12 protein-coding genes are annotated in these 12531 nt (G+C 48.4%); 7 read left to right on the top strand and 5 right to left on the bottom strand.

Translation table 11 applies throughout. The features are described 5' to 3' along the window. Window positions 1-24: 24 nt before the first annotated feature. Together proC and ACTHY5_RS01725 are read right to left on the bottom strand one after the other, a co-directional pair. The gene (gene proC / locus ACTHY5_RS01720; RefSeq protein WP_441875579.1) at window positions 25-846 is read right to left on the bottom strand and encodes a pyrroline-5-carboxylate reductase; all 822 of its coding nucleotides are present in this window, start codon (window positions 844-846) and stop codon (window positions 25-27) included. A gap of 28 nt (window positions 847-874) precedes the next feature. Beyond that, complete coding sequence (locus ACTHY5_RS01725; protein ID WP_441875509.1) at window positions 875-1567, bottom strand: YggS family pyridoxal phosphate-dependent enzyme; 693 nt, start codon at window positions 1565-1567, stop codon at window positions 875-877. Between the two features lie 35 nt (window positions 1568-1602). Between ACTHY5_RS01725 and ACTHY5_RS01730 the strand changes: the two genes are divergently transcribed. The 3 genes from ACTHY5_RS01730 (at window position 1603) to yaaA (ending at window position 4642) form a co-directional block, all read left to right on the top strand. After that, window positions 1603-2637 carry a type IV pilus twitching motility protein PilT gene (locus ACTHY5_RS01730; RefSeq protein ID WP_441875512.1) on the top strand — a complete coding sequence of 345 codons (1035 nt, stop codon included), beginning with the start codon at window positions 1603-1605 and terminating at the stop codon, window positions 2635-2637. A gap of 15 nt (window positions 2638-2652) precedes the next feature. After that, entirely contained in the window at window positions 2653-3768 is a 1116-nt protein-coding gene (locus tag ACTHY5_RS01735; protein WP_441875515.1) for a PilT/PilU family type 4a pilus ATPase, read from the top strand. Between the two features lie 100 nt (window positions 3769-3868). Beyond that, the gene (yaaA, locus tag ACTHY5_RS01740; protein ID WP_441875518.1) at window positions 3869-4642 is read left to right on the top strand and encodes a peroxide stress protein YaaA; all 774 of its coding nucleotides are present in this window, start codon (window positions 3869-3871) and stop codon (window positions 4640-4642) included. A gap of 368 nt (window positions 4643-5010) precedes the next feature. Here the strand turns inward: yaaA and ACTHY5_RS01745 are convergent, their stop codons facing one another. Continuing rightward, window positions 5011-5175: a hypothetical protein gene (locus ACTHY5_RS01745; protein ID WP_441875521.1), complete on the bottom strand. Its 165-nt coding sequence runs from the start codon at window positions 5173-5175 to the stop codon at window positions 5011-5013. Window positions 5176-5266: 91 nt separating this feature from the next. After that, on the bottom strand, window positions 5267-6616 hold the full coding sequence (srmB, locus tag ACTHY5_RS01750) for an ATP-dependent RNA helicase SrmB (RefSeq protein ID WP_441875523.1): 1350 nt from the start codon (window positions 6614-6616) through the stop codon (window positions 5267-5269). A gap of 71 nt (window positions 6617-6687) precedes the next feature. Between srmB and ACTHY5_RS01755 the strand changes: the two genes are divergently transcribed. Both ACTHY5_RS01755 and brnQ read left to right on the top strand, forming a co-directional pair. After that, window positions 6688-7392: a tRNA1(Val) (adenine(37)-N6)-methyltransferase gene (locus tag ACTHY5_RS01755; protein WP_441875526.1), complete on the top strand. Its 705-nt coding sequence runs from the start codon at window positions 6688-6690 to the stop codon at window positions 7390-7392. Window positions 7393-7555: 163 nt separating this feature from the next. Further along, the gene (gene brnQ, locus ACTHY5_RS01760; RefSeq protein WP_441875529.1) at window positions 7556-8866 is read left to right on the top strand and encodes a branched-chain amino acid transport system II carrier protein; all 1311 of its coding nucleotides are present in this window, start codon (window positions 7556-7558) and stop codon (window positions 8864-8866) included. A gap of 94 nt (window positions 8867-8960) precedes the next feature. Here the strand turns inward: brnQ and fldB are convergent, their stop codons facing one another. Continuing rightward, window positions 8961-9476: a flavodoxin FldB gene (gene fldB / locus ACTHY5_RS01765; RefSeq protein ID WP_441875532.1), complete on the bottom strand. Its 516-nt coding sequence runs from the start codon at window positions 9474-9476 to the stop codon at window positions 8961-8963. 75 nt (window positions 9477-9551) lie between these two features. On the opposite strand from fldB, the gene xerD reads away from it, so the two are divergent. Then, window positions 9552-10439: a site-specific tyrosine recombinase XerD gene (gene xerD / locus ACTHY5_RS01770; RefSeq protein WP_441875535.1), complete on the top strand. Its 888-nt coding sequence runs from the start codon at window positions 9552-9554 to the stop codon at window positions 10437-10439. Window positions 10440-10781: 342 nt separating this feature from the next. Continuing rightward, window positions 10782-12512 carry a single-stranded-DNA-specific exonuclease RecJ gene (recJ, locus tag ACTHY5_RS01775; RefSeq protein ID WP_441875538.1) on the top strand — a complete coding sequence of 577 codons (1731 nt, stop codon included), beginning with the start codon at window positions 10782-10784 and terminating at the stop codon, window positions 12510-12512. Window positions 12513-12531 lie beyond the last annotated feature (19 nt).

Below are 12531 nucleotides of genomic sequence, written 5' to 3' on the forward strand. Positions count from 1 at the left end.
GTAAGCGGTATTCATCAATGTTCCTTAGAGCTGAGTTTCGAGTTCGCGCGCGCGCGTAACGGCGGCAGTCATGGCATCGGCAACAAGCTGTTCTAGGCCTTGCTCTTGAAAATGCCGAATGGCTTCGGCGGTAGTGCCCCCTTTAGAGGTCACTTGCGCTCTGAGCTCGCCAAGGGTTGTATCTGGGTTAGCAACCACCATATTAGCGGCACCTAAGGCGGTTTGCTGTACTAAGAGACGGGCGTCTTGTTCGCTAAATCCTGACTGTATTGCCTGTGTGGCCATGGCTTCCATAAACAAGAAAAAATAAGCCGGGGCACTGCCCGCAGCGCTAATAATATGATTAATGCTGTCTTCGTCGCTTACCCATAACGCCTTACCCACAGCTTGCATCATATGTTCGGCATAATCACGGTCGCTTTGGGCAATGTGTGCACGTGCATATAAGCCGGTCATGCCTAAGCCTAATAACGAGGGGGTATTGGGCATAGTGCGAATAATGCGCTCTTGCCCCGTCATCTCTTGTAATCGAGTTACGCTAATACCTGCGGCAATTGAGATCAGCAGCTTATCTTTAAGCTGTGCGTGCTGGGCTTGCAGATCGGCTAGCATACTGGCCATCATTTGTGGCTTAACGGCCAACACAATGGCCTGCGCCCAATCTGTGGCTTGGCGGTTATCTTGGCTGGTATGAATGCCAAAATCAGCGGCTAATTGTTCAAGTTTATCGGCAGAGCGGTTGGTTGCCATAATCAAGTGCGCGGGATAGCCAGACTGGATCAGTCCAGAAATCAAGCTGCGTGACATATTACCGGCACCAATAAAGGCCAGTTTTTTTTCTTCTATTACAGACTGAGGGTCCATTACTGATTACTCACACGTTGCGAGAGCCAAAAATAGCCGTGCCCACCCGCACTAGGGTGCTGCCACAGGCCACTGCGAGTTCGAGATCTTTACTCATTCCCATCGATAAAGTATCTATTGTGGGATATTTTTCTGCCATTCTATCAAACAGTTGTCGTAACTCTAGTAATTGAGCTTTGAGTTTGTTGTTATCGTCCGTGGCTTCAGGAATTGCCATAATACCCCGCAGGCACAGTCTAGGGAGTGCAACTATTTCATCGGCGAGCCTGGCTGCTTCAGCAATAGATAACCCCGATTTATTGTGCTCTTGGCTAATATTAACCTGTAAGCAAATATTAAGCGGCGGCAAATGCGCAGGGCGCTGTGCGCTTAAACGTTTAGCAATTTTAAGACGATCAACACTTTGTACCCAGTCAAAGGCTTCGGCCACGGGCTTCGTTTTATTAGACTGCAAGGGGCCAATTAAATGCCAGACAATATCGGGGCAGTCGACCGTTAAGCTGGCTATTTTATCAATGGCCTCTTGCACGTAATTTTCACCAAACTGACGCTGACCGGCTTGATAAGCCGTGAGCACATCAGCCACAGGTTTGGTTTTACTGACCGCCAATAATTGTACGGTATCGGGATGGCGATCACAGGATATAGCCGCCTGAGATATTCTGTCGTGCACTAAGTGCAGCTGTTGTAAGATAGTATTCATATGAGTAATAAACCAAGCGCCGCAGGGAGAGATTAATGGACATTACCGAATTATTGGCCTTTAGTGTAAAGCATAACGCCTCGGATCTGCACCTATCTGCAGGAGTATCACCACAAATTCGTGTGGACGGTGAAGTACGAAAAATTAACTTACCCGTATTAGAACATCAAGAAGTGCATCGTTTGGTGTACGACATTATGAATGATCGTCAGCGTAAAGAACTAGAAGACAACCTAGAAGTTGATTTTTCTTTTGAACTGCCTGACTTAGCGCGTTTTCGTGTTAATGCTTATCATCAGGCGAGAGGAGCAGCGGCGGTATTTCGGGTGATCCCCAGTGAAGTGTTAAGCCTAGATCAATTAGGTGGCCCAGAAATATTTAGACGTATTGCCGAGTATCAACGAGGGTTAGTCTTGGTGACCGGGCCCACAGGCTCAGGTAAGTCGACGACACTGGCGGCCATGGTTGATCATATTAATGATAATTATAATAAGCATATTTTGACCATAGAAGATCCCATTGAGTTTGTGCACGCCAATAAAAAATGCTTGGTAAATCAGCGTGAAGTACACAGAGACACTCACTCTTTTAGTCAAGCATTGCGCTCCTCACTGCGTGAAGATCCCGATATCATCTTAGTGGGCGAGCTGCGTGATCTTGAGACGATCCGCTTAGCGCTCACGGCGGCTGAAACGGGCCACTTGGTGTTTGCCACCTTGCATACTTCCTCTGCGGCCAAAACCATAGACCGTATTGTGGATGTGTTTCCTGGGGCTGAAAAAGACATGGTAAGATCCATGCTATCAGAGTCACTGCGTGCCGTTATTTCACAAACGCTATTAAGGAAAGAAGGCGGTGGTCGTGTGGCGGCGCACGAAATCATGTTAGGCACGCCTGCTATTCGCAACTTAATTCGCGAAGATAAAGTGGCGCAAATGTACTCAGTTATCCAAACCGGTATGGCTCATGGTATGCAAACCCTAGATCAGTGTTTAAAAACGCTGGTCAATAGCGGCATAGTCACGGCGGCAGAAGCACGCTTAAAAGCGACGGATCCGCAAAATATTTAATAATGGGAGGCCATAATGGAGTTAACGTCTTTATTGCAGGCAATGGTAGAGCAGCAGGCTTCGGATTTATATATTGCGGTGGGAGTGCCGCCCATGCTGAAAAGTCATGGCACTTTAGTGCCCGTGGGTGAGCATAAATTAACAGCAGAAGACACACTGGCGTTAGTTCACTCTTGCTTAACCAAAGAGGGCCATCAGCAGTTTCACCAGGATAAAGAAGCCAACTTTGCCATTAGTAATGAGCAATACGGGCGTTTTCGGGTCAGTGCTTTTTGGCAACAAGAAAAAGCGGGTATGGTGATCCGCCGCATCGAAAGTAAAATTCCCTCTTTTGAAGAGCTTTATCTGCCCGACAGTTTACGTGAAATCGCTATGGCTAAGCGGGGGCTGGTGTTGTTTGTGGGGGGCACAGGCACCGGTAAATCAACCACCCAAGCGGCTATGATTGGTCACCGTAATCGTCATGCTGACGATCATATATTGACCATAGAAGATCCGGTGGAGTTTGTGCACCAACACGAGCGCTCTATTATTACTCAGCGTGAAGTAGGCATAGATACCGAATCTTTTGAAGCGGCACTCAAAAGCTCGCTGCGCCAAGCCCCTAACGTGATTTTGATTGGGGAAATTCGCTCTGAAGAAACCATGGGTTATGCATTGGCTTTTGCTGAAACAGGGCATTTGTGTATGGCCACCTTGCATGCGAATAATGCCAATCAGGCGATCGATAGGATCATGCACCTAGTACCAGAAAGTAAACACCGTCAGTTACAGTTTGATTTATCATTTAACCTTAAGGCGATAGTGGCACAGCAGCTTATTCCTACTCAAGAGGGAGGTAAACGCCGAGCCGCGTTTGAAGTCTTGCTGAACACGCCGTTAATGGCTGACTTAATACGCCAAGGTGAAATGCATCGTTTAAAAGAAGTAATGAGTAAGTCGCGCGAGCAGGGGATGCAAACCTTTGATCAGGCCTTGTTTGATCTCTATACCCAACGCCATATTGGCTACAGTGAGGCACTGGCTTATGCAGATTCGCCTAACGATTTACGCTTAATGATCAAACTGCACGGGGGCAATCAAGGACTAGATGCGGGCTTGCTAGATAATGTCACCATAGAGTCTGATTAATCTGCTCCATGATACTGAGAGAGTCACGTTTTTGGCCCGAGTGATTGAACGGTCAGATATTTTAGTGATAGCGCTTTTTATAACAAGATAGAGGTAACGCATGCTAGTAGTAGTTTCTCCGGCTAAAACCCTTGATTACGAGACACCCCCCGTGGTGAGTGATTACACGCAGCCTGAGTTATTAAATGACTCGGCATTACTCATTGAGCGAGCCCGAGAGCTGACCCCTGCTGATATTGGTAAGTTAATGAAAATTAGCGATAAACTTGCCGGTCTTAATGCCGCGCGCTTTGCTGATTGGCAACCTAACTTTACGCCTGATAATGCCAAGCAAGCCTTGTTGGCGTTTAAAGGCGATGTATATACAGGGCTAGATGCCGAGACCTTAACGCCTGACGACTTTGCTTTTGCCCAAGATCACTTTCGCATGCTGTCTGGCTTATACGGGCTATTGCGTCCGCTAGACTTAATGCAGCCATATCGCCTAGAAATGGGGACTAAGCTTGAGAATGAGCGTGGTAAAGACTTATATGCCTTTTGGGGAAATATTATTACCGATAAGCTGAATGCCGCGTTAGCCGCACAAGGCGATAATGTACTGATAAACCTAGCCTCTAATGAATATTTTAAGGCAGTGCAGCCCAAGCGGTTAGCAGGGCAGATAATTACTCCTATTTTTAAAGATTGTAAAAATGGTCAGTATAAAATCATCAGTTTTTATGCCAAAAAAGCCCGGGGGCTAATGGCGCGCTATATTATTCAGCACCAGTTGAGTGAGGTTAGCCAGTTAACCGCGTTTGATACGGCCGGTTATTATTTCGTTGAAAGCGAGTCGAGCGCAACCGAGTTAGTGTTTAAGCGCGAAGAGCAGTAGTGACATATAGCGCCCAACACCCAGTTAAGCAACTGCACTAACACGCGCCTAATAGTTTGCAGTAAAAGAAAAAGCAAAAAAGTGTGAACCTTCTGGCTTGGCTGTGCTCTGAATAGGTGTGCTTACTGAATTTGAAGATTCTCTCTTCTTCCTCTTTTTACCGGTCCTGATGGGCCGGTTTTTTTATACCTGGGCTGTGGTCACTTTCATGAGGCAAAATTGTGCAATAAAAACAAAAAAAGCCGGAACCTTTAGGCCCGGCTGTGCTCTTAATCAGTGTGCTTACTGAATTTGAAGATTCTCTCTTCTTCACATTTTTGACCGGTCTTAATAGGCCGGTTTTTTTATGGCCGCTTGCGAGACGAGCGTTATTGATGCCACATACTTTTTGCATTATCGAGTTTGCGTCGGCCATTAGTGCGCGCGCGACGCTCTTCACCTTCTACTCCCCAGCGCAAACAGTCTCGGCGATCTGGCATGTGCCGCCTTTGATATGAACGACGCTCAATACCAGAATAATATTTTAATAACATAACGCCACCCAGTGTTGATAAAACTCAGCATGAATGACGTTAAGTGTAGCCAATATGACTCAAGCTGCAGGCCCAATCTGACTGTGGATGGTTACTCTGCTTTGGGTTTGTCTTTTTTGGCCTTGCCGCTATTCGCTTTAGCTCCAGCGTCGGCTTTAGCGATGGCCCATTTAGGCTTGCCCTTAGCTTTAGTATCTCTGGCGCGTACTTTCTCTTTTTTGACCGGCTCTGTCTTTTTCTTCGACTTACGGTCAGCGTCTTTTTTCTTACGCGAGCTTACTTTGGCTTCTTTATGCATGGGTCTTAAGCCCTCAATAAAGCGACGTTTGAGCGGCTCTTCGGTGTATTTCTCTATTTTTACCAGCAGCGGCATATCATGGGCTTCGACTAAGCTAATGGCAGTGCCTTTTTCGCCGGCACGGCCGGTGCGGCCAATACGGTGTACATACACATCGGCGGTACGCGGTAAGTCGTAGTTAATCACATGGCTTACTTGGGGCAAGTCGATACCACGTGACGCCACATCGGTGGCCACTAAAATATTCACTCGGCCAATACGAAAGCGCCCCAAGGCTTCAATGCGCTTTTCTTGCTCCATTTCGCCACGCAACCAAGCATTATGTAAGCCTTCTTGCTGTAAGCGACTGGCAAGCTCCATTAAGCGATCACGGGTTTTTACAAAGATAATGCTGCGTGTTACTTCAGGTTGGCGTAATAAATGCGTCAGCAGAGCAAATTTATGCTCAGGGTTGTCTGCCATGTGCACCCATTGATTGATCTTTTTCCGCTCACTGCGTGGTGGCTCGGCACTAAGCTCTACTGGGGCTTTAAGTAAGTCGGCGGCAAAGCTGGTTAAACCTTTGCCCTCTAAGGTGGCCGAAAACAGCATTGTCTGACGACGCCAGCGCGCTTCGGCGGCAATGCGGTCTACGTCTTGAATAAAGCCCATATCGAGCATGCGGTCGGCTTCATCCAACACCAGCATTTCAATATCACGACAATCAAAGCTTTCTTCATCAATGTATTGCAGTAAACGCCCAGGGGTGGCAACCACTATATCTGTGGTTTTGGTCAGTGCTGGTAAGTGCTGGCTTTCGTGCACGCCGCCGGTGATCACCTCAACCCGCAATGGGGTGTGCTTGAGTATTCTTTTGGCATCGTCGCCAATTTGTATCGCCAGCTCACGGGTGGGGGTTAAAATTAAAATACGCGCAGGGCCTGCTTGGCGGCGCGGAAAGTCCAACAAGTGTTGGCAAATGGGTAATAAAAACGCCGCCGTTTTACCTGTGCCTGTGGGGGCTGAAGCCAAAATATCCCGGCCGCTCATGGCTTCGGGAATCACTTGGCTCTGAATGGTGGTCGGCTTGGCATAGCCCATTTCAGTGAGTGCGCGGACTAAAATAGGGTCCAGCTCCAGTTGCTCGAAGGTCATACTGCTCATGATCGGTCTCGGTCAGTCTAAAAGGCAGGTATTATAGGGGAATTAGAATCAAAAAACCTGACAGGATCAAGATGAGTAGCCGTGGTTTTACATTTAAGCAGTTTCACGTCAACCATGACCGCTGTGCAATGAAAGTGGGCACCGATGGTATTTTACTCGGAGCTTGGGCCGATATGTGCGGTGCAAGGTGTATTTTAGATATAGGAACAGGATCTGGGCTGATCGCCTTGATGCTGGCGCAACGTAGTCATAAAGCGCATATCACCGGCTTAGAGCTCGATATTGCCGCCGCTGAACAAGCTTTGAGTAATGCACAGGCCTCGCCTTGGGCTAACAGGGTGAATATTGTGCAAGGTGCTTTACAGCATTATGTGGCGAGTGCTTTCGACCTCATAGTGAGCAATCCGCCTTACTTTGTGCATGGGCAAGCATTTAAAGACGCCGCCCGGGGCCAAGCGCGCCATACTGGTAGCCTGAGCTTGGCTGAGTTATTTGCTAATAGCCGACGGCTATTAAGTGACACTGGCAGTTTGATGCTGGTATTGCCCAGCCAAGCCTTGAGCGATGCCCAAGCACAGGCAGCTGAGCAGGGGCTACACCTAATAGAAAAGTGCGCCGTATTTACCAAAGCGGGCAAAGCGGCAGGGCGCTTTTTACTACGTTTTAGTGCCGTTGACCGTCCGCTAACCCACGATCAGCTCGTTATTCACGACAGCAGTGGCGAATATAGTGAGTCGTATGTGTCTCTGGTATCGGCTTTCTATCTTAAGATGTAAATTTTGTCTTGAATCTGTTTTTCACATCATTATGCTACTAGCTTGCTCGGCGGCCGTTAGAAACTCGCACTATACGATAAGTATCTGGTGGTAAGTCGTCCCATCATTATCGCTGCATTACGCTAAGCCCACATTGTGCTGGCTGCCCGCACTGAGGACCCCTGTGAACAAGTCTCTATCTACCTTTGATATTTTAGGCTTAGGTTTTATGACCTTTGCTTTCTTTTTGGGGGCTGGAAATATTATTTTTCCGCCCATGACTGGCTTTTTAGCAGGGGAGCATTTAACCAGCGCCATGGTGGGCTTTTTGCTCACCGGAGTCGGTTTACCGCTGGTCACGCTGGTGGCGGCCGCTTTGGCGGGGGGCGGTTTACCGGTTATGGGCCGTTATTTACCCCCAGTGGTGGTGACGGTAATGGCCACGGCGATTTTTATTATTATTGGCCCTGCCTTTGCCGCACCTCGTACTGGGTTAGTGGCCTATGAAATGAGCTTAAAGCCGTTTCTGACAAACCCTGATCAAAGCACCTTAACCTTATATACCATAGGCTTTTTTGGCTTAGTGTTATTGTTATCGCTTAACCAAGGGCGTTTGTTGGATGCGGTGGGTAAAGTATTAACGCCCATTTTATTGCTGTTATTAATTGGTTTAGCGTTAGCGGTTTTTATCAGTCCGCAAGGCACACAGCCGCCGGTATCTGAGGTTTACTTAACGGCCCCCTTCGTTAAAGGTTTTATCGAAGGCTATAACACCATGGACACCTTTGCAGCGTTGATCTTTGGTATGTTTATTTTGGATGTACTGCGTGACAAAGGTGTCACTGATGGCCGTGCTCAGTCTCGCTATTTAATGATAGCGGCGCTGATTGCCGCTGTGGGCTTAGGCTTTGTTTATGTGTCATTATTTATTTTAGGTGGCACCAGCTTAGGGGTGGCCGACTCGGCGACCACAGGTGCGGAAATTATCAGTGCCTATGTACTGTCGCTGTTTGGCCCTGCAGGATTATGGATTTTAGCGGCTATTGTTTCTTTGGCCTGTTTAACCACGGCCGTCGGCCTAGTGTCGGCCTGTGCCGATTATTTTTATCGCTTAACCCATAAATTAAGTTATCGCACCTGGGTGGTGATCAATGCCTTGGCCTGTATGTTGGTGGCTAATGTGGGGTTAGATACCTTAATTACCGTATCAGTGCCGGTGCTGGTTACCTGTTACCCCGTGGCCGTCGCCTTGGTACTGGCCACCTATTTAAGGCCGTTAATGCGCGCACCCGTGTTGGCTTATCGGTTAATTATGTCGGTGGCGTTAGTGTTTGGTATTTTGGACGGTTTGCATGCCGTGGGATTAAACATGAGCCTAGTGTCTTGGTTGCCGCTATTCGATATCGGCATGGCTTGGGTGATACCCACCGCCATTGCAACGGCCATTGGCTTAGCCATGCCTGCGTCAGTAAGAGCCGTAAAGTGTGAGGGGTAACCCCGACTGCGAAGATTGGTAGGGCTATATAGACAACGCCGAGTTGATAAACACTGTGTTGTCCTCTTTACCCCTCACCCTTAACGCTTTGCAATTAAATTGCGGCGATTTCTTCTAAAATTTGTGCCACCCAAGTATCAATGCGCTGATCGGTGTTGTCATATTGGTTGGCTTCATCTAATGATAGACCCACAAAATACTCGCCATCGGACGTTAGCGCTTTAGACGCTTCAAACTCATAGCCAATATTCGGCCAATACCCCACCACAGTCGCGCCTTGGGCAATCACTTTATCGTGTAATAAGCCCAAGGCATCTTGAAACCATTCGCCATAACCGAGCTGGTCGCCCATGCCAAACAGTGCTACCACGTGGCCGGTGAGATCTAGGGTATCTATGTCGTCCCAATGGGATTCCCAGTCTTCTTGTAGCTCGCCAAAGTCCCAAGTGGAAATACCAAACAGTATAATGGGGTAGTCTTGGGCGCGCGCCAGCGGCACATCCTTGATATTATACAAATCAACCAAGTCTGCGCCCAGTTGCTCGCCAATTTTTTCGGCCGCTATTTCGGTGTAGCAAGTGGTTGAGCCGTAAAATAAACCGATATTCATAAGATCCCGTAATGGCTATGTGCTAATGGCGGTATCATACCAGATGCTTTTCTATCAGCGGAGTCTGACGCCCCAATGAGTTACCCTTTAGTTGAACAATTTGTTGATGCTCTCTGGCTAGAAAAAGGGCTATCGGATAATACTCTGGCTTCTTATCGCAGTGATTTAACCCACTTTTCTCGTTGGTTAGATGATAGCGGCAATAGTGTATTATCTGTTGATGGAGTCAGCCTACAAAGCTACTTGGCGCAACGAATTGACATGGGTTTTAAAGCCAGCAGCACGGCTCGAATGTTGAGCGTATTACGGCGCTTTTTCCAGTATCTGCACCGAGAACAATTACGCCTTGATGATCCTAGCATTTTAATTGCCGGCCCTAAGTTACCCACCCGCTTACCTAAAGATATTAGTGAGCAGCAAGTGCTTAATTTATTAGACGCCCCTGAAGTAGAAGCGCCGCTAGAGCTGCGCGATAAAGCCATGCTTGAGCTTTTGTATGCCACCGGCTTGCGTGTTACTGAGCTGGTGAGCTTATCGATGGAAAGTCTCAGTGTGCGCCAAGGCTTAGTGCGTGTAACGGGCAAAGGGAATAAAGAGCGCTTAGTGCCCATGGGCGAAGAAGCGCTACACTGGTTAGAGCGTTATTTAAAAGAGGCGCGAGCGGCCTTGTTGGGCGAGTTATCATCTGATGTGGTATTTCCGTCTCGACGTGGGCGACAAATGACCCGGCAAACCTTTTGGCATCGCATTAAAATTTATGCCCAGCGGGCCGGTATCAGCCCTGATTTATCCCCTCATACTTTGCGCCATGCTTTTGCCACGCATTTGCTTAACCACGGTGCCGACTTGCGGGTGGTGCAAATGCTATTGGGTCATTCCGACTTATCCACTACGCAAATTTACACTCATGTTGCCACTCATCGCCTAAATGCCTTGCATGAAGAGCATCACCCGCGCGGGTAACGCGTAGCGCCGAGCGCCTGGCGCCAAGCTAAAGATGAGCGTTAAAGACTAACGATTTTTCGCCACCGAATACACGGAATCGACCTCGGCGCTTGTAAGGGTTTCATTTATTGGACCGGTTTTTGTACAAACTATCGGCACTCTTTACGCTTTAGCCTTTACCGCCTTTATTCAGATTTGATCTCTATTTTTCCATGGATTTCGCGGATTTCGTTGCAAAATTGGGGTGGTTTTTTAGCTAGGTGCTGGGCGCCGGGCGCTGCTCTTAGCGTTGCAAAAAACGTGCGGCGCGGTTAGTGTTGCACTCCTGTTTATATAACCAGTATCAAGCCGACCATCACCATGATCTCATCTCGCCTTAATATTCGCCGTCGTTCAATAGCAGAACATCAATTACCTGCCGATTTATCGCCACTGATACAACGGCTTTATGCGAGCCGCGGTGTTATCAAACCTGAGCAGCTTAATCTGACAGCAGGCGCCCTATTAAAGCCGGGTTTTAAAGGCATGGCAGAGGCCGTCAAAGTGCTTGAGCAAGGCTTAGCTGAGCAGCGCAATATTGTGATTGTTGGGGATTTTGATTGCGACGGGGCCACAAGCTCTGCACTTATGGTGCATGGTCTGCGTGCTATGGGGGCCCGTCATGTGCAATATCTGGTGCCCAACCGTTTTGACTACGGCTATGGTTTAAGTCCTAAAGTGGTGGATGAAGTCGCGGCCATGGGCGGCGAATTGCTGATCACGGTTGATAATGGTATTTCCAGCATCAGTGGGGTGGCGGCAGCGAATGCTCGCGGCATGCAGGTGATAGTGACCGATCATCATCTGCCCGGCAATGAGCTGCCCGATGCAGCAGCCATTGTTAACCCCAACCAACACGGCTGTGATTTTCCCTCAAAAAACCTAGCCGGTGTGGGAGTGGCCTTTTATCTATTGCTGGCGCTACGCGCGGCATTAACTGAGCATGGCTGGTTTACACGCCTAGGCATTAACGCACCGAATATGGGCGAGTACCTAGATTTAGTCGCATTAGGCACGGTTGCCGATGTGGTGGCCTTGGATGAAAATAATAGAGTCTTAGTGCACCAAGGGCTGCAACGTATGCGCGCAGCCCGGGTGCGGCCAGGCATTCAGGCCTTGCTTGATATTTCACAGCGTAACCAGTCGCGCCTAGTCGCCAGTGATTTAGGTTTTGCCTTAGGACCACGGCTTAATGCGGTAGGGCGCTTAGATGATATGTCGATGGGGGTGGCCTGCTTATTAAGTGAAAATCTAGATGAGGCACGCAAGCTGGCCGCCATGATGGATGACCTTAACCGTGAGCGTAAAGCCATTGAAGCCAGCATGCAAGATGAAGCCTTAGCGACCTTAACTAAAGTAAATATTAGCGATGGCGAGCTACCCAACGGCTTAGTCTTGCATCAAGACGATTGGCATCAAGGCGTGGTGGGCTTGGTAGCCTCACGCATAAAAGAACGTTACTACAGACCGGTGATTGCCTTTGCCGAAGCCGGAGATGATGAGCTAAAAGGCTCAGGCCGCTCTATTCCTGGGGTGCACTTACGTGACTTGCTTGAAGAAGTTGACCGCCAGCACCCTGGCATTATTGATAAGTTTGGTGGCCATGCCATGGCGGCAGGGCTATCGTTGAGTAAGTCTTCACTTGAACCTTTTAAGCAAGCATTTGAAGCCACAGTAGCCGATTGGGTGAGCCCTGAATTACTCACTGGTGAAATAGTCAGTGATGGTGAGCTAAGCACTGCCGAGCTAAGCTTACCCATTGCTGAGCAAGTTCGCACTGCCGGCCCTTGGGGACAGTCTTTTCCTGAACCGTTATTTGATGGTGAATTTCGCGTGGTTCAACAGCGGTTAGTGGGAGAAAAGCACTTAAAGCTGGTGCTTAGTGCCGATGAAGGCCGCACCCTAATAGATGCGATTGCATTTAATATCGACCTAAGTGTGTGGCCAAATGCTGCCATTAATAAGGTGCAGCTGGTGTATAAGCTGGATATTAACGAATGGCGAGGCAAACAATCACTACAACTGATTGTGGATAAGATAGCGCCGCTGTAAACACCGCTTTACGCTTTAC

Source organism: Oceanisphaera sp. (assembly GCF_052084945.1).
Lineage (GTDB): Bacteria > Pseudomonadota > Gammaproteobacteria > Enterobacterales > Aeromonadaceae > Oceanimonas.